The following is a 25,050-nucleotide window of genomic DNA, read 5'->3' on the forward strand; positions in this document are numbered from 1 at the left end:
CTTTTCAGGAACAAAAACAGTGCCATCCCGCCCGCAGTTCACCTTTCATTCCGATCAATCAAATTCAATGAACGATTTTGGTTCAACACCATTTTCTTCATAATATTGGGCCTTATTTGCATTGCCAGCCATATTTCAAAACTAACAGCCGCACACAGTGACCCAAGTCGAAAAGAGTAAGATTTTTAATGCAAAAGATTTAATAGCTTATTTTCTTGTTGCAGGCACCGGGGCAGTTATCCAGTTAGTTTCCAGCAGTTTAATTCAGGATTGGTTTGGTATTTCATGGAGTGATTCCATTGTACCGTCTTACCTCGTAGGTTTAATTTGGGGATTTATCCTGACGAAGCTTTTCGCTTTCGACGCGCGCCGCAGCAATCAGACGCGCCGCGAAATGGTGAAATTTTTTATGGTAGCCACCTTCTCTCTTTTTGTAACAAAACTAGGCGCCGACGGTTCTTACTACATTGTTACCCATTACCTGGGTTATGACATTTACGAAGCGAAGCTGCCCTTTGGGAAGAAGGATGTAAATATTACCGAAATGGTCTGCTACATTTTCGGACAGGGTTGCAGCTTTGTCAGCAACTATATTCTGCACAAAACTTTCACTTTCAAAAGCACAGGTTTTTACAACCGCTTGAAAGTGCTGATCCGGTAACTACAATCTTTCAATAATTACCGCAGAAGCTCCCCCGCCGCCATTACAGATCGCGGCCAGTCCGTACCTTCCGTTTTTTTGTTCCAGTACCGAAAGCAGCGTGGTAAGAATGCGCGCGCCGGATGCACCCAGCGGGTGGCCAAGTGACACTGCGCCGCCGAAGATATTTACCTTGTTCACGTCCAGTTTCAAAGTTTGCATATACGCCAGCGCTACTACTGCAAACGCCTCATTTACCTCGAAATAGTCGATATCTTCAATTGATAACCCTGCCTTGGCGAGTACCTTTTCAGTAGCGAGCACAGGTGTTGTTGTAAACCAGGCCGGATCCTGCTCTGCATCGGCATAGGCGACAATGCGCGCCAGCGGTTTGAGTGACCCTTTCTCTACCGTACTGCTACCGGCCAAAACTAATGCAGCTGCGCCGTCGTTGATCGTAGATGCATTCGCGGCAGTCACCGTACCTTCCTTTGAAAATACCGGTTTCAGTGAAGGGATCTTTTCAAACTTGACCTTTTTAAATTCTTCATCCTCAGCTACCCACGTGGAGTCTCCTCCTTTGGGTGAGGGTATTTCAACAGGGACAAGCTCGCGCGAGAAAGACCCGTTTGCACTGGATTCCGCGCTCCTTTTGTACGATAATATGGCGAATTCGTCCTGCTGCTCTCTGGTAATCCCGTACTTGTCAGCAGTGCGGTCGCCGCAAACGCCCATACCAATCTGATCGTAAACATCAGTAAGCCCGTCTTTCAGCAAACCGTCCGTTATTTCACCGTGACCATACCCGTATCCATTTCTCGCTTTGGGTAAATAATAGGGTATCTGCGACATATTCTCCATTCCGCCCGCCACTACCACTTCCGCATCGCCGAGCTGGATCGCCTGCGCTCCAAATACAACCGCCTTCATACCCGACGCGCATACCTTGTTTACGGTCGTACAAATTACATTGGTGGGCAAGCCCGCATATATCGCAGCCTGGCGCGCCGGTGCCTGGCCGAGATTGGCCGACACGACATTTCCCATGATCACTTCGTCCACCTGATCCGGTTTCAAACCCGACTGATCCAATGCACCTTTAATAGCAGTGGCGCCCAGCCTGGCCGCATGAACCGATGACAATGCGCCTCCAAAGCTTCCGATGGGTGTCCGCACAGCAGACAGGATATATACTTCTTCCTTCATGATTACAACTCCGATGAACTTTCGGGCAAGTGGTCATACTCGCCTTTCCAGGCGTAATAACCGAAAATCACCAGTCCTGCGCAAATCGGAATGAAAATCAAAATGATGATAAACCATTGGAGCGTTGTGTTGGTCCTGGCGATTCCTTCCGCAGCAGCTGCGATCTTGTCCATTGCCTGCATAAACAAAAAAATGATGATCACAGGTCCCAGCAACATCCACACAATTCCTAAAAGCTTCTTTAATGCATTCATAGTCTTAATATTTTTGAAAACGAAAAAACCTTAGTCCATTACACTGTTATCAACCCGGTTATCAATGTAAACGGCGCCGATCACGAACGAAAGGGCCGCTATGCCGATCGGGTACCAGAGTCCTGAAAGCGGCGTCGAGCCACTGAATGAAGCGACAAGCGTAGCAATAAACGGTACCAAACCGCCAAAAACGCCATTTCCGATATGGTAAGGCAGCGACATGGAAGTGTACCGGATCTGGGTAGGAAAAAGCTCCACAAGAAACGCGGCAATCGGGCCATAAACCATCGTAACAAGCAACACCTGAAAGAATACAAGCAGAATGACGATCACGTAAGCAGAGCCCGAAAGCGTCACATCCTTGATGGTAGACTCGGGAGTAACTACCTCCGGCTCGGCAGAAAGTGTAACCGTCTGCGCTTCTTTGAAGGTCATTCCATTGGTTAAGGTTTTGGTAACCGTGGTGGTCATTAAAGAGTCGGTTCCATTCGGCGCAAGGCTGCGCTCTTCCACGGGAGCCGAGGTACTTGCGAGACTGGTTTTCTCCATTTCCCGCACATTGGTGGCATCAATAAAGTACTGATATATTGGTCGGTAACAAATTACTCCCAGCAGCATTCCAGTGAGCATAATCCATTTGCGGCCTACTTTATCACTCCACGAACCAAAAAGCACAAAAAATGGCGTGGCAAAGAATATTGCCCAAAGCAGAATGTAGCGCGACTCGTTAAAGTCCAGCTTACAGGTATTTTCAAGGAAAGACTGTGCATAAAACTGGCCGGTATACCAGACTACCCCCTGCCCCATCGTGGCACCGAACAATGCCAGCAGTACCATTTTGAAATTAGCTTTCTTTTGAAAACTCTCTTTCAATGGATTGGAGGACACTTTCCCCTCTGCCTTCAATTTGGTAAAAACAGGCGATTCATGCATTTTCATGCGGATGTAAATCGAAACGCCTACGAGCAGGATCGACACAAGGAAGGGAATGCGCCAGCCCCAGTCTGCAAATGCTTTCGCGCCGAGTAGGTTTTTCGTCAGAACGATCACGCCGAGAGAAAGAAACAGACCGAGTGTGGCGGTGGTTTGTATCCAGCTTGTAAAAAAGCCTCTTCTGCCAACAGGCGCGTGTTCAGCAACATAAGTAGCTGCACCGCCGTATTCACCACCCAATGCAAGCCCCTGAACAAGTCTGAGAATCAGTACCAGAATAGGCGCTGCGTACCCAATGCTGGAATAGGATGGGATCAGACCGATCAGGAAGGTAGACCCGCCCATTAAAACAAGCGTAAGCAAAAACGTGTATTTCCGTCCGATCAGGTCACCCAAACGGCCGAAAACCAATGCGCCGAAAGGTCGGACAATAAAGCCGGCAGCGAAAATGGCCAATGTGTTGATCAGCGCGGAAGCACCTGCATCACTGGGAAACAGCTGCTGCCCGATAATAACTGCCAGGCTGCCGAAAATGTAGAAATCATACCATTCGATTAGTGTACCAAGTGAAGAAGCGGCAATTACCTGCGTAATGCTTTGTGTAACATTTGGGTTGTCGGAACGCATGGGTTTGGGAAAGGTGGAGAAAAAACAATTTTAGCTGAATAAGGCACAACCCCCTTTGCATTACTCATTACCCAAAACAAAAGCCCTCAGGAGTTGGTCCAAAGGGCTTTCTGATTACATTGGTATGTTTATTCTAGAATTCGTCGTCTTCATCATCTTCATCCAGCGGGATAATCTCGTCCCCGTCTTCGATCACGACTTCCCGGTTTTCGATATCATCGTCAAATTCATCTGCAACGGTACCGTCTTCGTCAGTCAGATCTTCATCTTCGTCCACATCTACGTATTCTTCGTCTTCATCCTCATTGCCAGCCAGATCAGGGTCTTCTGCCACGGGGCGTGACTGTTGTGTATTTTGTGGGTAATCCGGGAATACGGGCGCTTCCAATATTGGTTTGCTGGTATCCAGAATAGCAGGTTCTCCTCTTTCGCGTATCATGATATTTGCAGTTTAAGGTTCGTTAATGTTTTGCCGGATTTCTTAAATAATCATTCCAAAAAATTGAAAATGCCGACTAATGCAAATGAATCGATCCTGCGGCATGCGTCAGTAATCGTTTGGTAAAATGTAAAAACCTAATGAAATTACCCCCCTTACCAAAAATAACCACACTACTTTTCGTCCATTCAAACTCCTAAACTTTTATCCATGTTTCAAAAGATCCTTACTGCCTGCATCTTCCTGGCCTGCCTATACAGCCGGCAGCTGGCCTTTGCAGTACCAGATTCCACATTAATCATTAAAAAAACCACCGACTTTAAGGTAAACGGCGAAGGCACGGCCCGCAACTGGGATTCGGCAAAATGGTTTGAAATTACCGTTCAGAAAGGTCCCGGCCAGCGCGGCCCGGGCAAGCAGTTTCCTACGAAAGTCAAGATCATGTACTCTGAAAAAGGAATCTATTTCTTGTTCGACTGCACCGATCAGAAGCTGACAGCCACGATTATGGAAGATTACGGTATGCTGTTCAAAGAAGATGTGGTGGAGGTATTTCTGTGGCCGGACACCTCGGTACCCATTTATTTTGAATACGAACTTTCCCCGTTGAACTACGAGCTGCCTATCCTGATCCCGAACCTGAATGGAAAGGCGCAAGGCTGGAAACCCTGGATTTACAATGAGAGCAACCGCACCCAGCACGAAACCAGCGCACAGGGTGGACAAAAGAAAAGTATGGGCGCGGTGGAAGGCTGGAAGGCCGAGTTTTTCATTCCTTATGCGTTGATGAACCCCATTGTGCCTTCTATCCCCAAATCGGGTACTAAATGGCGGGGCAATTTCTACCGCATTGATTACGATTCGGAAACCGCCTATTATTCCTGGCAAAAAACCGGTGGCAGCTTTCACGAATTCAAGAAATTCGGCACGTTAATTTTTGAATAAAACCGAAACCAATTCAACCTGATGAAATCAATAATTCTGACTATTTCCTGCCTGATCATCGCTATGTCCTCATTTGCACAATCCAAAAAAGAGATCCTGTACCTGGGCACTTATACCCAAAAAGGCGAAGGTATTTACGTGTATGAGCTGGATAGAAGCAATATGTCCTTCAAAGAATTGCAGGTGGTAACCAGCAAAACCAGCCCGTCATTCCTGGAAGTTCATCCAAACAAAAAATTCCTGTACGCAGCCAATGAAGGGACCGGCTCTGTTACCGCTTACGCCATTGATCCTGCAACCGGCAAACTGACTGCATTGAACACGCAGCCGACACACGGAAACGGCCCCTGCCACGTAGGTGTAGATCCCAAAGGACGCTTTGTTTATTTGTCCAACTACGGCAGCGGCGACCTCGCGGTGTACCGCCTCAACCAGGATGGTAGTCTGGGCGCATTGGCCGATACCATTCAGGACAAAGGTGGAGAAGGTCAGAAGCCGCACATGCATTCCATGATTCCTTCCGCAGACGGAAACTTCGTTTATGCGTCGGATCTGGGCATTGACAAGATTATGGTGTACGCTGTGGACCCAAAAACGGGTAAGCTCACTCCCGCAGCTGTTCCTTATGCCGAGGTGAAAAAAGGCGACGGTCCCCGGCATTTTGCAATTCATCCGAACGGAAACTTTGGCTATTCTGCCGGCGAGCTCGGTTCTGTGGTAAACTCATTCAAGATTGTCAAAAACTCGGGTGCATTGGTTCCATTGGAAAGGATATCCATGCTTCCCGCTGATTTTTCGGGGAAAAGCTTTGCAGCGGATATCCATTTTTCTCCCGACGGAAAATTCCTGTATGCGTCCAACCGCGGACATGAAAGCCTGGTGATTTACAGCGTGAATGCAAGTACCGGAAAACTTACGCTGGCTGGTCACGCAGATACCCACGGAAAGCACCCGCGTAACTTCCTGATCGACGAAAAGGGTGACTTTGTCATAGTTACTAACCGCGACAATGATAATGCCGTATTCTTCAAAAGGGACAAAACAAACGGCCAGCTCACTTACACCGGCAAGGAAATCAGTGTACCGACTCCTGTTTGTGTGAAACAGCTGATCCTTCCATAAACCTGCTTAGTACATTTCTTAAATTCAGTTTTACAGCTGATAATAAGGCAGATAGCATGTGCTATCTGCCTTATTCATTTACACACGATCCGGCCGGAACAAAAGCACCACAAAGCCTGCATTGACCAAACTTTATTTCTTATTTTGCGTATATCAAAAAAAAATAAAGCTACGAAGCGAGTATTCACGCATATTTTCTGCATCCTTTATTACAAGGATTTAAAATAGTTCAGCCAACTCAATTCAGTTCATATTTTATGATCAATCGCAGGGATTTAATCAAACACTTGTCCGCCGTTCCTCTTCTTGGCGGGTTTTTGGGACAGAACAATGCAGAAGCTGCAGGTATGCTGGCCAAGGTACCAGCCAGGAACCTGGCAAAGGAACTCGGGATACGTACTTTTATCAATGCCGCGGGTACCTACACGATGATGACCGGCTCACTGATGCACGAGGAAGTAATGGAGACGATCCAGGGCGCATCCAAGGATTTCATGATGCTCGACGAAGTGCAGACCAAAGTAGGTGAGAAAATTGCTGCATTGACCCACGCGGAATCAGCAGTGGTAACTGCTGGCTGCTTCTCAGCACTTACACTCGGGCTAGCCGGTGTGCTTACAGGAATGGACCAGAAGAAAGTGGAGGCACTACCGCATTTGGAAGGTACCGGAATGAAATCAGAGGTGATCATTCAGAAAGGCCATAATATCGGCTACTCCCACGCTCTGACCAATACAGGCTGCAAGATCATAGAAATTGAAACGGTTGAGGAACTACAAAAAGTAATTACTGAAAAAACCGCATTGATGTGGTTTCTGCATATCCAGTCGGACAAAGGACAGATCAATCACCAGCAATGGGTGGAGATCGCGAAGAAAAATGGTATCCCTACGATGATCGATATGGCAGCCGACGTGCCCCCTGTTGAAAATCTCTGGAAATTCAATGATATGGGCTTTGACCTGGTGTGCGTTTCGGGTGGAAAAGCGATGCGCGGACCACAGAGCGCAGGTATCCTGATGGGTAAAAAACACCTGATCGACGCGGCAAGGCTGAGCATGCCGCCACGCGGGTCGACCATCGGGCGCGGTATGAAAGTGAATAAGGAAGAGATCCTGGGGATGTATGTGGCGCTTGACAAGTTTGTCAAAATGGACCACAAAAAGGAATGGAAGATATGGGAAGATCGCGCTGCCACGATTACCAATGCAGCTAAAAGCGTAGCCGGAGTTGAGGTGGAAAAATTTGTACCGGAACTTGGAAACCATACTCCTACCCTGCGCATTTCGTGGGATGCGACCAAAGTTGCACTGCCCGTGAAAGTATTGCACCAGAACCTGCGCGACGGAAATCCTTCGATCGAGATCATGCCCGGCGAGAACAATACATTGACGATTACTACCTGGATGCTAAAACCCGGCGAGGAAAAGATCGTTGCGGCAAGATTAAAGGAAGAGCTGTCGAAAGCAGTTGTTTAAAGTAATACGACCATTTCTAAACCCATCATAATGAAGTTTAAGTTAATACTGATTTGCCTGCTGTCGGGCTTGTCCAGCCTTGTTGCCGACGCGCAGACTTATAGCATTCTGATCAAAGGCGGAACTGTTATCGATCCCAAAAACAACATCAACCAGGTCATGGATGTGGGGATCTTTGAAGGAAAGATCAAAAAAGTCGCCAAAGACATTGATCCTAAGGAAGCGAGGCAGGTAGTGGATGCAAAGGGAATGTATGTAACGCCCGGCCTGATCGACATTCACGGTCACGTTTTCTTTGGTACGGAGGTTAACCACTACCTCAGCAACAGCTTCACTGCATTGCCCCCTGACGGTTTTACATTTCGTGTAGGTGTAACTACCATTGTAGATGCAGGCGGCGCAGGCTGGACCAACTTTGACGATTTCAAAAACAATGTCATTTTCAACTCGAGAACGCGCGTTCTTTCCTTCATGAATATTGTGGGCAAAGGGATGAGCGGCGGCCAGATGGAGCAGGATACGAGTGATATGGACCCGGCGCTCGCGGCGGCTGTCGCTTTGAGAAACAAAAATGACGTGGTAGGCTTCAAAGTAGCCCACTTCATGGGACCCGACTGGAAACCGGTTGATAATGCAGTGAAAGCCGGCAAACTCGCGAATATGCCGGTTATGGTAGATTTCGGGGGCAGCACACCGCCTTTGCCGCTGGAAGATCTTTTCATGAAACATCTGCGCGCGGGCGACATTTTTACGCACGCTTATACGCTGCTGGAAGGAAATGTAAGAGAAACGATCGTGGATGAAGCGACTAAAAAGGTGAAACCATTTGCTATTGAAGCGCGGAAGAAAGGGATCATTTTCGACGTGGGTTATGGCGGCGCTAGCTTCAATTATTCACAGGCGATACCGGCCGTGAAGTCGGGCTTTTTACCCAACACGATCAGCACTGACCTGCATACCGGCAGTATGAACGGCTCTATGAAAGATATGCTGAGCATTATGTCAAAGTTTTATGTAATGGGAATGGACCTGCCTTCCGTGATCAAGGCAAGTACCTGGGAACCAGCGAAAGTAATCCACAGAGAAAACCTCGGCCACATTTCAGAAGGCGCCATTGCCGACGTAGCTATTTTCTCCATGCGGAAAGGGAACTTCGGGTATTATGATAAAACAGGCTACAAAATGGAAGGCAAGGAAAAGCTGGAATGCGAAATGACCGTCATGGGAGGCAAGATCGTGTATGATTTGAACGGTATTGCAAAGCCGATTTATTTGAAGTAGCTGTTAGCTGTTAGCTATTGGCTTTTAGATGTTAGATGACCGCTTTTGTCATGCTGAGCGGAGTCGAAGCTTGTCACCCTGAGCGCAGTCGAAGGGCAATTAGCACGTCCCTTCGACCGCACGGCGGCCCGGTCCGCTCAGGGTGACAAAAAGGCGAGGGAGTAACCGAACAGTTAAAACCGCAAAAGTCAAATCCCCCTAAACTCTATGAACAAACGTTTTTTTAAGTACTCTCTCCTCGCTCTTGTTGTTGGCGTCGCCGGTTTTACTCAGAATGATAGCAACGAACCCGTCAATTCGAAGAATGGCGGACTTTTCCTTCCCGAAGGTTTCGAAGCAGTAGTTGTTGTAGACAGCCTGCCGGGGCGGGCGCGACATATTGCGGTGAATGACAATGGCGATATTTATGTAAAAGCCCGGTTTGCCAATGCCGGTGAATCGGTGATTGCATTGCGGGATACCAACGACGACGGGCGGGCAGATATTATCAAACGTTTCGGAGGAAAGGCGCGGGAACATGCTTATGGTACTGCCATGCGCATTTATAATGGCTACCTGTATTTCAGTTCTGAGCTGGTGGTTTACCGGTACAAACTCACGCCCGGCGACCTGATTCCGCAGAGTGAAGAAGAAGTGATACTAACAGACGATCACCCGCACGGCATGCACGAGCACATCGCCAAACCGCTGACTTTTGATGATAAAGGTTTTATGTATGTGCCCTTTGGCGCCAATTCCAATGCATGCCAGGAAGAAAACCGCACGCCAGGTTCCAAGGGAATGACTCCCTGTCCGATCCTGGAAGACCACGGCGGCATTTGGAAGTTTGATGCCAGCAAGCCGGGACAGCACCAGAAAGACGGGGTGAAATTTGCGACCGGGCTCAGGAGCATTGTGGGAATGGATTGGAATTTTGCTGATAATAATCTTTACGCACTGCAACACGGGCGCGACGATCTGCTGAGATTGTGGCCGCAGCTTTTTAATGGCTGGCAAAGCGCAATGCTTCCCTCGGAAGAGTTTTTAAGAATAAAAGAAGGCACTCACGCCGGCTGGCCCTATTGTTACTGGGACCAGATGCAGGGTAAAAAGGTACTCAACCCGGAATATGGCGGCGATGGAAAACTGACAGGAGATTGCGGACAATATGAGAAACCGCTGATCGGATTTCCCGGACACTGGGCTCCAAACGACCTTCTCTTTTACCGCGGCCGCCAGTTTCCCGAACGTTACCTGAATGGATCTTTTATCGCATTCCATGGATCGACTAACCGGGCGCCTTATCCGCAGTCAAGCTACTTCATCGGCTTCGTTCCATTCAAAAACGGCAAACCAGCAGGTGAATACGAGATTTTTGCAGATGGTTTTGCAGGAATTGATCCGATCGTGAATGTAAGTGACGCTGTGTACCGGCCGATGGGAATTGCTATGGGACCTGACGGCTCGATCTATATTGCGGAAACAGAAAAAGGTAAAATCTGGAAAATAACTTATACCGGGAACAAGAAAAAGTTTCCAAAAAACGCATTGGCCAAAATGGAAAAACGGAAGTCACTTACACACATCCGCACCCCCGATTTTACCAATGATAACCTGGATAAAGACAAACCCGTGGCCGGCAGCAATGTATACAGTGTGTACTGCTCCGCCTGCCATCAGCGCAATGGAATGGGCGATTCGCAGCGGTTCCCTCCGCTGGGTGGCTCCGAGTGGGTGACCGGCGATAAGGATAAGCTGATCAATGTATTGTTGAAAGGACTGGAAGGTCCGATCGAAGTGAAGGGACAATCTTATAACAATGTAATGCCCCAGCACAGTTTTTTAAAAGACGAGGAGATCTCAGAGGTACTGACGCATATCCGGACCAATTTTGGCAATAGTGCGGGGTCCGTAAGTACCGAGGAAGTTGCCCGTGTACGTGCAGTCACAGATAGTTTGAAGTAATGCTTTTCTCCTTCCAACCTCATTAAGTGGATATTACTCTCCGGCAATTGAGTATTCCTTTTGGGGGTTGGAGGGAGAATCGCCCGTTATATATATCCACTTTCAGTTTTCATTTAAATGTTCCAGAACAGCATACTTGCAGCCAGCTTTATCCTGCTTTTCGGTTCCGCGCTGACGGGCTTCTCTTTTCAGGAAACTGCACATACCACCGGACCAGCACAGGAACCCTGGGTAGCACCCGCCTGGGCCGATACCCTGAAAAGTCCGTTTCATGAAGAACCGCTCACGCTGGCGCAGGGCGAAGAGCTATTTACGCTTTATTGCGCGTCCTGTCACGGCGATGCAGGTTACGGCGACGGTGCGGCTGGTGGCGCGCTGGGACAGAAACCTGCTAATTTTCACAATACCCTCGTTAAAAAACAGACTGACGGTGCCTTATTCTGGAAACTGTCTAACGGAAGAGGAAATATGCCTCCTTTTAAAGATGTGTTCGAGGATGAGCAGAAGTGGCAGCTTGTTGCCTATATCCGCCATCTTGGCAAAACAGAGTAAATCCTGAACCGTATATAAATGTTACATCACAGCAATTTCTGCAAGTACGCACTCGCCACCCTGCTTCTCGCAGGCGTGTCCGCTCCTTCATTTTCACAGCAAAAAGAGGTAAATACCAAAACGCCGATTGCATTGCGTGATGATATTACCATTGAAGAGTACATGAAAGTAGAGCCGGAAGCCGTGCGCATTATCCGGCACCCGGTTTCCGGTGAAATCTATTACACGACGTTTTTCGGAGATGTAATCAAGATTGTTGAAGTAGACGGAAAGCCGCAAAGCAAGAAGGTTTTTTCAGTTGAAGACCACGGTATTCCCCGGTTACAGGGCGCTGCTTTTAATGGAAATACATTATTCCTGGCCGGCAATGTGAGTGTTAACAACAACAAAGGCAACAAAGGCAGGATGGTCCGGTATGAAATGAAGGCGGGGGTTGACAAGCCTGAATTAACCGTCGTTTTCAATACAGTGGAGTACGGGGCCAATAAAACCACTTTCGACCACGGCTGGAATGCATTGGAAATCAGCCCGGACAAGAAGTATGTATTTGTCAACACAGGCGCCCGGACAGACCACGGCGAAGTGCAGGACAATGGCGGAGAATACCCGAATGCGCGGGATAATGCATTAACTGCCAATATTTTCCGCATCCCCATTGATGCAAAAGACCTGACACTCACCACCGATGCAGCCGAAATGAAAGCGAAAGGCTACCTGTTTGCCGAAGGTATCCGGAATGCTTACGATATGGCTTTTGATGGAAAAGGTAACCTGTTTGCAGTGTCCAATTCCGGCGATTACGATCACCCGGAAGATATGTTCTGGGTACGTCAGGGCCGGCATTACGGATTTCCGTGGATAATGGGCGGCATTGAAAACCCGCAGCAATATCCGGACTACCAGCCCGATCCGGAGAAAGATACCTTCCTGAGCAAGTTTGCATTCGCCTGGCTAATGAAGTATTTCCACAACGATCCCGAATTCCCGAAAAGACCTGCGGGGGTAACTTTCACACCTTCTGTGCAGAACATGGGGCCGGATGCCAACGAGTACCGCGACCGCAAAACGGGTCTGGTAATGGACGGCGATACCACGGGCGTAACAGTAGGCACATTCAATGCGCATTCCTCTCCATTGGGCTTGTTTTTCGATAATGAAAAAGCCCTGGGTAAAGACCTGGCCGGCGATGGATTTGTGATCAGGTATACAGGCGGCCCGCGCAACGGGGTCGTAAACCCCAGTCCATTGCGGCGCCAGGGAAAAGACCTGCTCCACCTGGAAATGATCTACGACAAGGCGAGCGACAATTATAAAGTAAAAACAACACGCATTGTCGACAACTTCACTTCACCAACCGACGCATTGCTGGTGGGCAATACGCTGTATGTGATTGAATACGGCGGCAAGCAGGGAGGAAATAAGGCGGGCGGCAGTATCTGGAAGATTACCATGCCGGCGTCAGACAAAATTTTGAAAAAGACAAAGAAGAAGAGAGCTTAATACAACCAGTTTATAACCTTAATAAAAAAGAGTATGAAGTCCGAAAGAAGATCGATTATCAAAAAGCTGTTCGCCTCTGTGGCCGGAGTTGCCGGGCTTGGAATTGCGACCAAAGCAAAAGCTGACGCAACGCCTGAGAAGGAAGTTGGAAGTGTGGAAATGTACCAGGACGTCCCACTGTTTTCCGGACACACCAAATTCAACAACCTGGTGTTCGTAGCTGGAAAAGGCGCTCACTTTGACGGAGATATCACGGCACATACCAAGCACGTACTGGACGAACTGGAAAAAGAGCTGATCAAAGCGGGTTCTTCCATGGAAAAGGTACTTAAATGCAGCGTTTTCCTGCACGATCTTAACGATTACAAAGCAATGAACGAAGCCTACAAAGGTCGCTTCGGCAACAAACCACCTTGCCGCACAACAGTAGCAGTCTACGGCGGAGTACCAGGCGATTCCCTAGTAGAAATCGACTGCATAGCTTACGTGTAATAATGCCTTTGTCAGACTGGCAATAGCTTTGTCAGTCTGATAGTAGCCTTGTCAGTCTGATAGTAGCCTTGTCAGACTGAGCGCAGTCGAAGTCACCAGCACTATTGTTCTCGCTGGTGACTTCGACCGCCCGGCGGCCCGGTCCGCTCAGTCTGACAAAGCTGGTTAAAACAAATCACAGCTTCCACCAAACGTATATTTTGAAATAATACAATTTGTCCGCAGATAATTTTAAATTAAAAAATAAAGTCGCTCTTATATTTTAAGTTATTATTAAATAACAGTTAATTTGTTGTCTGACCTGATAAGATTTGAACAAAAGACAACGCATCGCTGAGGAGAACACGATTCTTCTGGAACTCTGGTATCAGTCCCAGGCTGGTGACAGTCTTGCATTCTGTCAGCTCGCCGACAAGCAATACCGCACTCTTTTCAATTACGCTGCCAACTTCACGTCTGACAAAGAATTCATCAAGGACTCCATTCAGGAGCTGCTGATCCACATCTGGGAGAAAAGGCAGCAGATACAAATCCAGTTTGTTACCATTTACTTTCTGAGAGCGTTGCGGAACCAGTTGATGCAGGAGTTCCGGAAAAACAATGCGTCGCATATGCTGGATATTGAGCAGGCTAACCAGATTTCCGATTATCAGACCGTGGAAACCGAGATAGAGCGGAATGAGCTGTTCAATGAAAATAAGGCAAAAGTGAGAAGTGCCCTGGAAGAACTTCCCCGCCGCCAGAAAGAAGCGATATTCCTGAAATACTACGAAGGAATGGACAATGAACAAATCGCGGATTTAATGCAGGTCAACAGGCAATCTGTTGCGAATTTATTGTTCAAGGCGATCAGTGCATTGAAATTCCAAATGCGGTCCATCGGAGCCGGGCTCATTACATTACTGCTTATCTTCTCGCACTAAGCTTACCTGGCGATTAACTGAAAATCATATCTAGTTTTTTCACCGATTTGAGCAATGCAGCAGTTGTTTGTTGGCTGGCCATCTTTTGTCACTCGAAAGTCTTTGTAAAGTGATTGAAACTTGGGATTTGTTAAGCTGCCGAAAGGAATAACTACGTCCACACCGTCAAACTTCTTAGGTACATCAACCAACAATTCGTACTCACCTGAACGATTCGAGAACGTTTGATCCAGAGTGGTTTCCTTCGACCATTCCCGCCCTTTCGCAAGAACTAAAATACTATCCACCGGCTGCCCTCTTTCATCTGTTATCGTCCCGTAAACTGTAGTAGTTCTATCTTGTTTGAGAAAACAGGAGTTGAGCAACAATGCGAGGAATGACATTGCTAGTAATGTTTTTGAAAAATGATATCTGTTCGAATCCATAGCCTATATATTTCCTAGATAGTTGTTTGAAAATTAGTTAAATACCCTGACGATCGCTGCCAGGGTATGCTTACCGTTACCTTTTAGTGATAATCCGGCTAACTTCTTTTCCGTCTCTCATTTTCATTTTCAAGATGTATTTCCCAACAGGTAAGTTACTGACTGCCTTTTGAATCTCGTTCGTTTCTGACTTCAAAACCTCAGTGCCATTCAGTCGGTAAACTGCATATCCGGCAACTTTCTCCGGATCGAAAAACTGTATTATATCTTCATCACCAACGGGGTTAGGGAACACGCCGGTATGATCAATTGCTTCACTATGAACTGGCAAGATCCGGCTATAAGCATACGAGCTATCCTTATCGATCATTTTCAGTCGGTAATAGACTTTCCCGTTTCCCCGCTCCATGTCTGTAAACATGTATTCAGCCCCATTGCCTTCCGAAGCTTGCGCTTTCTTATTTGAAATCGAAGTCCATTTTTTACCATCTGCGCTACGCTCAATTTCAAAATGGTCGCATTGAATTTCCGCACTGGTCACCCAACTCAGTCGGACGGATGCGCCCTCTTGTTCCGCATGAAACGCAACCAATGTGACCGGCAAAGCTTCGCGCGGATCGGTAGCAGCGAACAATTCCGCAAACTCCGGAAACATTCCGGCTTGCACCAACATGGCAGGCGCAACGAACGTAGCGTCGGCAAGTGAGGCGTACAAGATCTTGGAGACCGGTTCATAATGCGCAAAAACCTCTAAGTTGTCAGTAGCCGTAGTCACCAGAAAATCGTCTTCCCAGATATCGGTAATGTCAATGTCCGCATCAGTTGCCGTGAGTTCGGTCTCGTCACCGGGATCAACAGACTGGTCATTGCAGTCAAACACCCAGATTGTTTTTGTAAAAGTGCTGCTGATATCGCGGCGGTTGGGATATGTCCGCACACAGGTAACTTCGTAATGGTCGGCCCGTTCGGCCTGAAAAGTGATCTGATCGCCGGTAGTTGTAAAATATTGATTGGAAGGCAGGACAGTCCAGTTATGAATATATTGTCCGTTTGAGGGAGTCGCGAGGGTAACTGTGATATTAGGCGTATTATCCTCGGTGGTACGTTTCTCACTAAATGCGTGACAGATGTTGCCGGTTGAAATGACGGGTTGAGGGGGGACTGGGAGGTTTGGACAGGCAGGGACGTCTGTAAGGAGGTTTTCGGCAAGGCCAATATCTTCCCAATTTACCCTGTCGGTACCTACATGAGCTGTATTATTAATTCTTCCATAGATTTCCGCAAAGGGTATGTCCGTTGAAGTAAGTTGGTTAACATTCAGAAGTTCTCTTTCACTTTGTGTGTTTACCGTCCCTCTATAATCAACAGAACTAAAAGTCGGCACAAAACAGAAATCAAAAGATCTAGTACTCTTAAACAACTTGTTTGGTATGCTAAATTGTGTACGTCCGCCCGGAAGGAAATCGTCATTCAAACTGCTATTGTAAGATCTGCTGACCCCCAGGATCTTTGAAATGACACCCCAGGTCGCAAACCTAAAAACATTGGTGTTTTTATTGAGTGCATTAGTGTGGACATCGATGTTAGCGTTTTGAAGCAATAATGGAGCCCAGCCGCGCAGAATACGGCTCCCATAGTTATAATTCCCAAAGAGAGCCCGGTCACTCGCGTCCATGCTGCCATGAATAACGGCGATGTTCCGGCAATTTTCCGGGTAACCACCGTTACCCAATGCGGCTAACTCACCCCTAAAAAGATCGAATTCAGGATGTTTGCTTCCTACGCCCCCGCTTACCTGACCGCCCCAGTGCAACAACAATTGCCGCGCAGCTGTGGTACTCAACGCCAGGTAGTAGTTACGCAAGCCTTTTGCAAAGAATTTCAGGACCACCTGGCTCAAAATAGTGGGTGTGGTCTCCCAGGCAAGTTGTGTCAATCCAACCGGAATATTGGCACCCTGATGCGGCGTGTCGTAGCAGATCATTAATTTGACATGGTGCGGAATGTTCTCGTTTTCCATTTGCCTTAAAGCCCACCGAGCCACAAGCCCGCTCATGCTCTCTCCTATCACGACAGATTCGATGTTCCCAGTTTTCATCTGATTAACCTGCTGGATCAGTGCTTTTAGAACTTGCGCATTATCCTGGATTGGCGCGCGCGCGTCGTGATAGTCCAGTAAAACCAGATCGTAACCCTCGCGAAGATAATCATTTAAGGGAGCTTGATAATGTGCCTCAATATGATCAAGTGTGACGTCCTGCCCCATATCGAATCCTTCCGCAATGATAATCGGCTTGTTAAGGAGCTGGTCACAGCCTAGAATGATCCGAATATTCCCGCCTGCCAGCATTGTCCTCGCGGCACGGTCGTCGGACCCAGTAGCTTTGTATATCCTTTGCGCCTCAACCTGAAATTCTGCGAAGGGTTTTGATCTTTCCAACTGACGAACATTAATCTGCGTATCAAATAAGTAGGTTTGCGTACCTAGCGATAGCCGGATATGTACAGTATGTTTCCCTACCGAGCTAAACTGATGCGCGATAGGGTTTTCTGAAAATGGATATGCGACAAACCCGCGGCCATCTTCCAGATCTAATTCCACCTGCGTTGGCTGCGTAGTATCATTAGAAATATAGAGCTCACGACTAATTTTAAAAGCAACATCGCCCTGAAAAACATCTTCTTGCAGCACAGCCCCATAAACGATATTGAACCTGGCAGAATCGGCGAATCTTCTGCTGTGCCCGGCCTTTTTCGCTGCTTCATGCTGTTGAATTTCGCTACCGGTTAAGTATATACTACTAAGATTCATAATGCCAATTGGAATCACATTGTTGCGCGACAGCTTGTACGCGTTTGTCTCAGTTAGCTCATCAAAGCCTGGCATCCGGTAAGTGCCTTCGCGCAAATCAGCATCGATCAATCGCTCATATAAGTTTTGCCACTCTTCCATAGAAACCTGCTCCATAGCAGGATCCGGAATTTGTGAGCGTTTTTTGAAGAAGCCAACCTCATTCGGGCTGGTCAATGCGGCATTAAGAAAAAGCGTACTGCCTAACTGCGAAAGGTCAAGTTTGTTAATGAAAACTTTTCGTTGTTCTTTATAATCCTGTGCGTAGGAGGACGAAAAGGCAACAAGGAGAGCAGCAAGGAAAACGCACAGTTTCCCCCGTCCACATTTTTGCAAATGCTTCATATTAAGTGTATGATTAGAGGTTTAAAATTGCTATCTGGATTTTAGTTGAAAATCGTACTGCGTCTTAGTGCCCACGTCAGAATTACAACAATCGGTAGTTACCTTACCATTCTTCAAGACACCATAGGACACATACTTCTTATGAAATTTTGGATTTTCAACTGGAAAACTTGGGATACCGGCGTTTACCGCAACAAACTTCTTAGGTACATCTACCAAGAGCTCGTAATTCCCGTTCTCGTCTGAATACGTTGTTGCTAATAACTCATGCGTCAGCATTCTCTTACCTTGAACAACTACCATAATACTATCCACCGCCTGCCCCTTCTCATCTGTAATCTTTCCATAAACAACAGTTGTACGATCTTGTTTTAAGAAGCAGGAATTCATAAGGCAGCCGAGGAATATCACAGCCAGCATTGCTCGGAAGTGTAGCTTTCGTAAAGATTTCATTTTGATGAATGTATTTATATTGATTGAAATCTGGCCAAATTGAGCTGAACTACTCTACTATTATGTGAAAGTCGAAATTCGTTTTCTCACCTATCGCAAGGGTACAGCAACGACTCTTTTTGCCGTCAGTAAATGTTTCATAGCTTGACTTCTTGGGAAAGTTTTTCATGAAAATTGCGCCATCATCAATGTAACAATCAAGCGTATGAAATTTCCCGGCGACATCGACCGTAATTTCATAGTGGCCGCTTGAATCAGTATAGGCAGTTGCCATATGCATTTGATGGCTAATTTTTTTTCTACCGTACACGGACAATCCCACTCCCGGCAATGGTAGTCCCTTGTCATCCGTTACCGTACCATATACACTTGTCGTCCGATCAGAAAACACGAAACACCCCTGCAAAACGGCAACTATTGTCAGGCAAAGTATTGTTGCTACTATACTTATTTCGCCCTGATTAGTTTTCATTGTTTATTTCGATTTTAATTTGAAGTCAATGTTATTTTTCTCACCTTTTTCAACAGAGAAGCCGGCGCTCTTCCCATCTTTATAAACATCATATCCCGAATAGCCACTTTTATATTTGACATTTCCAGGTGAATTGGGCGGAATTAGACAATTGACACTAGTAAACTTCCCTGCTACTTCGACAACAATTTCATATCCACCGCTTGAATCAGATAAAGTTTCCGCCATGTTCTGAGATCCGTGGATTTTACTTCCTACGACACGTACCATGATGCTATCAACAGGTATTCCTTTTTCGTCTGTAATCCTACCATAGACTGTTGTAGTGTTAGAAAAAATACTTTTACACTTTTGCATGACGAAGATCGCAAACAGGCAAAATGTCGATGACCACAAGTACTTTTTAATTTGGTTGGTTTTCATGGTCTATTTGAAGGTTAATTGAAAATCATATCTGGTCTTTTCGCCGATTTTAGCGACGCAGCAATTTCCTGTTGACTTTCCATTCATGGAACTTCTCTTACCTCTAAAAAGACGTAAGTATTTAGGATTTTCCAGCGGTAAAAACGGAACAGTTACATTGACAGCCGTAAATTTCCGGGGAACTTCAACAGCTATTTCGTACGCTCCATTCTTGTCTGAATAAGTCGAGTGAATTGTTTCATAAGTCAAATCTCTCAGTCCCTGACAAATGACCATAATACTATCCACCGCCTGTCCCTTCTCATCTGTAATCTTTCCATAAACAACAGTAGTACGATCTTGTTTTAAGAAGCAGGAATCCATAAGGAAGCCGAGGAATATCACAGCTAGCATTGCTCGGAAGTGTAGCTTTCGTAAAGATTTCATGTTGATGTTTTAGTAGTGATCATAGGTCGGGATTACTCGGCTACCGACCGTCTTCAAACCCATTGACCCACAATAACCAATATAGTTGGGCGTGAGATGCCTGCAACTATCCGCCGGCAGGTGGCGCAGTTTGAACGGCGGAGAGCATATAGGGTTTTGTAGAATGTTTCAGGAACGAGAGGCAATCTAGCGTTTAGACTTCTTCTGCTTGATGATACCGACATAAACCCCTATCAGCAATAAGGCAGTTATGAGGATTTCATAAGTGAACACCCGCCTGGACAGCAGCATTGACTCTTTCAGGAGGAAGAAAGATAAAACCAGGTAAGTACATACCAGAAGTATGAAAACAGCCAGCAATGGACGACATATTTTCTGGTCTTTCATAGTTGTAACCGCAGTTGCGTTGAGACAAATGCAGCGCAAGAAAGCAGTAAATCCTTCTTCCGGAAATCAGAAGTTCCGAGCCGGGCATAATGGATGATCAGGCAGGCAAACTTTCCGAAAAATAATTCTCCCAAAAAGAGTATTGCGCCAATCATTATGCATCCTTATTGAAATTAGCCGCATTTTCATTTGCCCTTTATGCACAATTACCGCAATTATCTTCCGGAGGAGCTCGCAGCCGATCCGTCGTTCAGAAGCTGGGTGATCTTTAAAAACCCTGCTGATGCGGTCATTTGGGCTGAATGGCTGGAACAAAACCCCGACAAAAGGCAGCTGGTTAGTCAGGCAAAGGACTTTTTGCTGGCGACCGAAGGCGCTTTTGACCAGGTCTCCGATGAGGAAGTTGCAAATGAAATTTACAGACTGTCGCACGCGATCGGCGCAAAAACTGCCAGACGCTCTTTCATCAAACTGAAATTCCGGCCCAACTGGTACCATATGGCCGCTTCCGTACTCCTGCTGCTGTTTGCAGGCTGGTGGCTGAATGAAAAGGTTTCAGACAAGCAGTCGGATCAATACAAAGTAATACTCAGCAAAATAGAAGTGCCGCTGGTTGAAGAAAAGAATGAGACCAACAAAGCCAAACTGGTGGTGCTCGAAGATGGCAGCAGCGTTCTTTTACAACCCGACAGCCGCATTACCTATCCTTCAAGGTTCGATGACAACAAACGGGAGGTCTTTTTGAATGGTGAGGCGTTTTTCGAGGTTGCCAAAGATCCGGACAAACCCTTCTATGTATACGCACATACGTTGGCAACCAAAGTACTGGGAACAAGCTTCAAAGTCAGTGCATTTGATGGCGACAAAGAGGTGAAGGTGGTCGTGAAAACCGGGAAAGTTTCGGTGTTCCCGATGACAAAGGAAGCGATTGCCAACCAGCACGCAGACGACAAGCTGGGCGGGATGGTACTAACCCCAAACCAGCAGATCGTTTTTGCCCCGAAAGAATTAAGACTGACAAGAAGCCTCGTACCCAATCCGAAGCTGCTGGAACTGCCCATTCAGAGACAATCATTTGAATTCAAAGGAACACCGATCGCGGATGTATTTGCGGCACTTGAGAAATCTTACGGCGTCAAAATCGTGTTCGATGAAGCTTTGATGAAAGACTGCTATCTCACCGCGTCCCTTTCGGACGAACCGCTTTTTGAAAAAATGAGCCTGATTTGCAAGACGATAGGTGCAGAATACGAGCAGCTGGATGCAAGCATTATTATAAACAGTAAAGGTTGCCTTTAACCATTTCCCAATGCCTATGATATAAATGCTACTAATTGTCCCGACAAAAAAAGTCGATGATGCTGCAACATCACCGACTGCTTAATCCCCCCTGTTGCTTACACATTACAGCTCCCGCGAGGCGGTGGCTGTGGGAATTATTGATGCCGAATCGTTACACCCGACAACAATCAAAATTATGTCAAAACCCGTACAATTTCACCATGCTTTACAGAAAATCATGCGCATTACGCTGTATCAAGCTCTGCTTTCCATTGCCATCGGAACCTTCGTTCAGGCTCACGATGTGCGTGGACAACGCATTTTGGAACAAAAAATAACGTTACGTCTATCCAATTCCGAGATTGACAAGACTCTGGAAAAAATTGAAAATGTCGCGAAGGTCAAGTTCATGTATAACCCTCAGATTTTCAATGGACAGAAATACAATGTCAGGTTTCAGGAAGAAGCGCTGTCGATAGTACTTGAAAAAATACTCACGCCGCAGCACGTGACTTACGAGGTAGTTCAGGACAGGATCATACTAAAACGCGAACAAGCTGCTGCGGGCGAGTCGCCGGCGGCGGGCAAAGTAGCGCCGAAGCGCAACGTATCCGGTAAGGTTTCTGACGAAACAGGCTCCGCACTCCCGGGCGTGAGCGTGCTTATCAAAGGTACCCAGAGAGGTACTTCTTCTGACGCAGAAGGCCGGTTTACCATTGATATACCTGATCAGGAAGTAGCTTCTGCAGTGCTGATTTTCAGCTTTGTAGGATACACTTCGCAGGAAGTGGCAGTCGGTAGCCAAAGTGAGGTTACTGTTCAGCTGCAACCTGAGGCCAAGGCTTTGAATGAGGTTGTTGTGACTGCATTGGGTATCGCCAAAGAGAAAAAAGCACTGGCTTACGCGGTTACCGAGGTAAAAGGAAGCGAGTTTACCCAGGCGCGTGAGAATAACGTGGCGAATGCATTGACTGGCAAGATCGCAGGTGTGAATGCAACTGGTATGTCAACCGGCCCGGGCGGTTCCAGCCGCATTATCATCCGCGGTAACGGTTCTTTGAGCGGAAACAACCAGCCTTTGTACGTGATCAACGGGATGCCGATGGACAACAGTGTTCCCGGCGGTGGCAATGCATCCAACGGAGAGGGTAATAACACCGACCGCGGTGACGGTATCGGAGGTATCAACCCTGACGATATCGAGTCGATCAGCGTTTTGAAAGGCGGACCGGCAGCGGCTTTGTACGGTGCACGTGCAGGTAACGGGGTAATTTTGATCACAACCAAAAAAGGCCGCGCGCAAAAAGGGATCGGCGTGGAATTCAACAGCAATTTTACGACTGAAAACCTGGCGATCATTCCTGACTGGCAATACGAGTACGGACAAGGTGTGGATGGTGTAAAACCGATGACACAAACGCAGGCGAAGAGCTCGGGCCGCTTGTCTTACGGCGCCAAAATGGACGGTTCGGATGTGATCCAGTTTGACGGACAAATGCGCCCCTATTCTCCTCAGAAGGACAACCTTAAAAACTTTTACAGAACCGGTACCAACTACATTAACTCCATCGCATTCACCGGCGGAAACGAAACGGTCAACTTTCGTTTTGGTTTGAATAACACCAGATCAAACAGCATTGTACCTAATTCTGATTTTACAAGAAGGATCGCAAACCTGAATGTAAATGCATTCCTGGGTAAAAAACTGAGCATTGAGACTGTCGTTCAGTACAATCTGGAAGACGGGCACAACCGTCCGAAGGTGGGTTATGCGGATTACAACCCGCACTGGGCAACACATTTGGTTGCTAATACTGTAGATATCAGAAGCCTTTCTCCCGGTTATGACGCTGTTACCGGAAAAGAAGTGGAATGGAACCCGGTACCGGCAGCACCAAACCCATATTTTGTAATCAATAAATTCAAAAACGACGACCGTAAAAACCGCTTTTTGGGTCAGGCAAATATCCGTTACGACATTCTTGAAAACCTGTTCGTAAAAGGTAGCGTGAGCCAGGATTACTACAATTTCAAATACGAATTCGTAGTGCCTACCAACAATGCGTACGAGCCGCTTGGCCGCTGGGAATCGAGAAATACAAGTTCGTCCGAAACCAATGGAATGCTGACTCTGAACTACAATAAGGAGTTTGAAAACGTGAGCTTCTCGGCTTTGCTCGGAGGTAACACGCAGCGCCGGATTTACGATGAAATGACTTACAGAGGTACTGAATTCACAGTTCCCAATTTTTACAGCTTTACCAACCTGGCAACTTCAACTACCACGCCATTTTACCAAAAAAGCGGTATCAACTCCATTTTCGCGTCTGTTGATGTTGGTTACAAAGGATTGGCATACCTGACCATGTCGGGAAGACAGGATTGGTTTTCTGTTTTGAACAAAGAAAATAACAGCATTTTCTATCCGGCAATCGGCGGTACCGTCATCCTCTCGGAAGCGATTGAAATGCCTGCGGTAATCAACTTCGCAAAGCTACGCGGATCGTGGGCACAGGTGGGTGCCGTGAATGTGGATCCTTACCAGATCTACCAGAGTTATCAAATGGCGCAAGGTGGCCACAATGGTCGTCCGGTACAGCAGCTTAACTCTGCATTGGTACCTAACCCGGACCTGAGACCGCTTACTTCCACTACTTACGAAGCTGGTCTGGAAGCGCGTTTCCTCAACAACCGTCTTGGATTAGACCTTACTTTTTACAATCGCAAAACGACCAACGACATTGTAACAAGCAACATTGCGACGTCTTCGGGTTACACCAGCGCATTACTTAACGTGGGCGAGCTGAGCAACAAGGGTATCGAGCTTTTGATCAATGGAACACCAATTCGCGACAACAACTTTACCTGGGATGTGAGCTACAACATGGCGTATAACCAGAGCCGCATTATCAAACTGGCAGACAACCTTCCTAACCTGAGTATCGGTAATGGTGTAGGCGGCGGTTTGATCAACAACGTGAAAGGCGGTACTTACGGTGAAGTTTGGGGATACAACAAGAAAACAGACGACAATGGAAACGTAGTTTACAACACAGCCAGCGGCTATGCGGTAAGAGGCGACCTTCAAAAGCTGGGTAACGGTATTCCTCCATTGACAATGGGTATCACCAACAATTTCAAATACAAAAACTTCTCACTGAATATCCTGATCGATGGTAAGTTCGGAAGCGTGGTTTACTCGAATATGTACCAGTACGCCTACCGTTTCGGTTTGCCGAAGGAAACACTTCCTGGTCGCGAAACGGGTGTAACTGTAACCGGTGTAACGCCTGAGGGAGCTCCATTTACTAAAACCTGGGAGAAAAAAGATGTGGATACCTACTATGACAATGACAAAAACTACACAGGAATGTTCGTCTTCAACAACGACTTCGTCAAGCTGCGCCAGGTGATCCTGAGCTACAATCTGAATGTAAGCAAGATGTCGTTCCTGAAATTGCAGGCAGCTTCTGTATCGCTTGTAGGACGTAACCTTCTCCTGCTTTACAAGGACAAGAGAAACAACTACTTCGATCCTGAGTCGAGCTACACCAATGGGAATGCGCAAGGGCTGGAAGCATTTGGTGTGCCAAGAACCAGAAGCCTGGGTGTGAACCTGACTGTGAAGTTTTAATCATTAAAAATCTTTTA

At 46.9% G+C, this 25,050-nt stretch carries 23 protein-coding genes; 12 read left to right on the forward strand and 11 right to left on the reverse strand.

From position 1 onward, the window contains the following. The first annotated feature begins 157 nt into the window (after positions 1 to 157). Positions 158 to 661: a GtrA family protein gene (locus ASG33_RS11915; protein WP_056284928.1), complete on the forward strand. Its 504-nt coding sequence runs from the start codon at positions 158 to 160 to the stop codon at positions 659 to 661. On the opposite strand, the gene ASG33_RS11920 is transcribed toward ASG33_RS11915, so the two are convergent. From ASG33_RS11920 to ASG33_RS11935, 4 genes are all read right to left on the reverse strand, one after another. After that, the gene (locus tag ASG33_RS11920; RefSeq protein ID WP_056284932.1) at positions 662 to 1,846 is read right to left on the reverse strand and encodes an acetyl-CoA C-acyltransferase; all 1,185 of its coding nucleotides are present in this window, start codon (positions 1,844 to 1,846) and stop codon (positions 662 to 664) included. It abuts the gene before it with no gap. Between the two features lie 2 nt (positions 1,847 to 1,848). Then, positions 1,849 to 2,100 carry a DUF6814 family protein gene (locus tag ASG33_RS11925; protein ID WP_056284936.1) on the reverse strand — a complete coding sequence of 84 codons (252 nt, stop codon included), beginning with the start codon at positions 2,098 to 2,100 and terminating at the stop codon, positions 1,849 to 1,851. Between the two features lie 30 nt (positions 2,101 to 2,130). Continuing rightward, a complete protein-coding gene (locus ASG33_RS11930; protein WP_056284938.1) occupies positions 2,131 to 3,660 on the reverse strand; it encodes an MFS transporter in 1,530 nt (509 codons plus the stop codon). 133 nt (positions 3,661 to 3,793) lie between these two features. Continuing rightward, positions 3,794 to 4,099, reverse strand: coding sequence for a hypothetical protein (locus tag ASG33_RS11935; protein WP_056284942.1), 306 nt, complete (start codon positions 4,097 to 4,099; stop codon positions 3,794 to 3,796). A 210-nt stretch (positions 4,100 to 4,309) separates the two neighbouring features. On the opposite strand from ASG33_RS11935, the gene ASG33_RS11940 reads away from it, so the two are divergent. The 9 genes from ASG33_RS11940 (at position 4,310) to ASG33_RS11980 (ending at position 14,336) form a co-directional block, all read left to right on the forward strand. Beyond that, positions 4,310 to 5,044, forward strand: a complete 735-nt coding sequence (locus tag ASG33_RS11940; protein ID WP_056284946.1) for a carbohydrate-binding family 9-like protein — start codon at positions 4,310 to 4,312, stop codon at positions 5,042 to 5,044. A gap of 21 nt (positions 5,045 to 5,065) precedes the next feature. Beyond that, positions 5,066 to 6,166, forward strand: coding sequence for a lactonase family protein (locus ASG33_RS11945; protein WP_229238624.1), 1,101 nt, complete (start codon positions 5,066 to 5,068; stop codon positions 6,164 to 6,166). A 257-nt stretch (positions 6,167 to 6,423) separates the two neighbouring features. After that, a complete protein-coding gene (locus ASG33_RS11950) occupies positions 6,424 to 7,644 on the forward strand; it encodes an aminotransferase class V-fold PLP-dependent enzyme (RefSeq protein WP_056284948.1) in 1,221 nt (406 codons plus the stop codon). A gap of 30 nt (positions 7,645 to 7,674) precedes the next feature. Beyond that, positions 7,675 to 8,925 carry an amidohydrolase/deacetylase family metallohydrolase gene (locus tag ASG33_RS11955; RefSeq protein WP_056284951.1) on the forward strand — a complete coding sequence of 417 codons (1,251 nt, stop codon included), beginning with the start codon at positions 7,675 to 7,677 and terminating at the stop codon, positions 8,923 to 8,925. A 207-nt stretch (positions 8,926 to 9,132) separates the two neighbouring features. Beyond that, positions 9,133 to 10,869 carry a PQQ-dependent sugar dehydrogenase gene (locus tag ASG33_RS11960; protein WP_056284954.1) on the forward strand — a complete coding sequence of 579 codons (1,737 nt, stop codon included), beginning with the start codon at positions 9,133 to 9,135 and terminating at the stop codon, positions 10,867 to 10,869. Positions 10,870 to 10,986: 117 nt separating this feature from the next. Then, complete coding sequence (locus tag ASG33_RS11965) at positions 10,987 to 11,421, forward strand: cytochrome c (protein WP_056284957.1); 435 nt, start codon at positions 10,987 to 10,989, stop codon at positions 11,419 to 11,421. An 18-nt stretch (positions 11,422 to 11,439) separates the two neighbouring features. Next, a complete protein-coding gene (locus tag ASG33_RS11970; RefSeq protein WP_056284961.1) occupies positions 11,440 to 12,921 on the forward strand; it encodes a sorbosone dehydrogenase family protein in 1,482 nt (493 codons plus the stop codon). A gap of 33 nt (positions 12,922 to 12,954) precedes the next feature. After that, on the forward strand, positions 12,955 to 13,413 hold the full coding sequence (locus ASG33_RS11975; protein ID WP_056284966.1) for a RidA family protein: 459 nt from the start codon (positions 12,955 to 12,957) through the stop codon (positions 13,411 to 13,413). A gap of 311 nt (positions 13,414 to 13,724) precedes the next feature. Beyond that, the gene (locus ASG33_RS11980; RefSeq protein WP_056284969.1) at positions 13,725 to 14,336 is read left to right on the forward strand and encodes an RNA polymerase sigma factor; all 612 of its coding nucleotides are present in this window, start codon (positions 13,725 to 13,727) and stop codon (positions 14,334 to 14,336) included. A 2-nt stretch (positions 14,337 to 14,338) separates the two neighbouring features. Here the strand turns inward: ASG33_RS11980 and ASG33_RS11985 are convergent, their stop codons facing one another. The 7 genes from ASG33_RS11985 to ASG33_RS12015 all read right to left on the reverse strand — a co-directional run bounded on the left by ASG33_RS11985 (position 14,339) and on the right by ASG33_RS12015 (position 20,118). After that, a complete protein-coding gene (locus ASG33_RS11985) occupies positions 14,339 to 14,719 on the reverse strand; it encodes a hypothetical protein (protein WP_056284973.1) in 381 nt (126 codons plus the stop codon). A 118-nt stretch (positions 14,720 to 14,837) separates the two neighbouring features. Then, positions 14,838 to 17,957, reverse strand: coding sequence for a T9SS type A sorting domain-containing protein (locus ASG33_RS11990; protein WP_157474734.1), 3,120 nt, complete (start codon positions 17,955 to 17,957; stop codon positions 14,838 to 14,840). 30 nt (positions 17,958 to 17,987) lie between these two features. Further along, positions 17,988 to 18,410 (reverse strand): hypothetical protein, encoded by a 423-nt coding sequence (locus ASG33_RS11995; RefSeq protein WP_056284977.1) that lies wholly within the window; start codon positions 18,408 to 18,410, stop codon positions 17,988 to 17,990. Between the two features lie 49 nt (positions 18,411 to 18,459). Continuing rightward, on the reverse strand, positions 18,460 to 18,882 hold the full coding sequence (locus ASG33_RS12000; protein ID WP_056284981.1) for a carboxypeptidase-like regulatory domain-containing protein: 423 nt from the start codon (positions 18,880 to 18,882) through the stop codon (positions 18,460 to 18,462). Between the two features lie 3 nt (positions 18,883 to 18,885). Next, positions 18,886 to 19,305: a carboxypeptidase-like regulatory domain-containing protein gene (locus ASG33_RS12005; protein WP_056284984.1), complete on the reverse strand. Its 420-nt coding sequence runs from the start codon at positions 19,303 to 19,305 to the stop codon at positions 18,886 to 18,888. A 3-nt stretch (positions 19,306 to 19,308) separates the two neighbouring features. Continuing rightward, positions 19,309 to 19,731 carry a hypothetical protein gene (locus ASG33_RS12010; RefSeq protein ID WP_157474736.1) on the reverse strand — a complete coding sequence of 141 codons (423 nt, stop codon included), beginning with the start codon at positions 19,729 to 19,731 and terminating at the stop codon, positions 19,309 to 19,311. 186 nt (positions 19,732 to 19,917) lie between these two features. After that, complete coding sequence (locus ASG33_RS12015) at positions 19,918 to 20,118, reverse strand: hypothetical protein (RefSeq protein ID WP_056284988.1); 201 nt, start codon at positions 20,116 to 20,118, stop codon at positions 19,918 to 19,920. A 198-nt stretch (positions 20,119 to 20,316) separates the two neighbouring features. On the opposite strand from ASG33_RS12015, the gene ASG33_RS12020 reads away from it, so the two are divergent. Together ASG33_RS12020 and ASG33_RS12025 are read left to right on the forward strand one after the other, a co-directional pair. Further along, positions 20,317 to 21,417 (forward strand): FecR family protein, encoded by a 1,101-nt coding sequence (locus ASG33_RS12020; protein WP_056284992.1) that lies wholly within the window; start codon positions 20,317 to 20,319, stop codon positions 21,415 to 21,417. A gap of 178 nt (positions 21,418 to 21,595) precedes the next feature. Further along, a complete protein-coding gene (locus ASG33_RS12025; RefSeq protein ID WP_056284996.1) occupies positions 21,596 to 25,033 on the forward strand; it encodes a SusC/RagA family TonB-linked outer membrane protein in 3,438 nt (1,145 codons plus the stop codon). Positions 25,034 to 25,050 lie beyond the last annotated feature (17 nt).

The organism is Dyadobacter sp. Leaf189 (assembly GCF_001424405.1).
In the GTDB taxonomy this organism is placed as follows: domain Bacteria; phylum Bacteroidota; class Bacteroidia; order Cytophagales; family Spirosomataceae; genus Dyadobacter.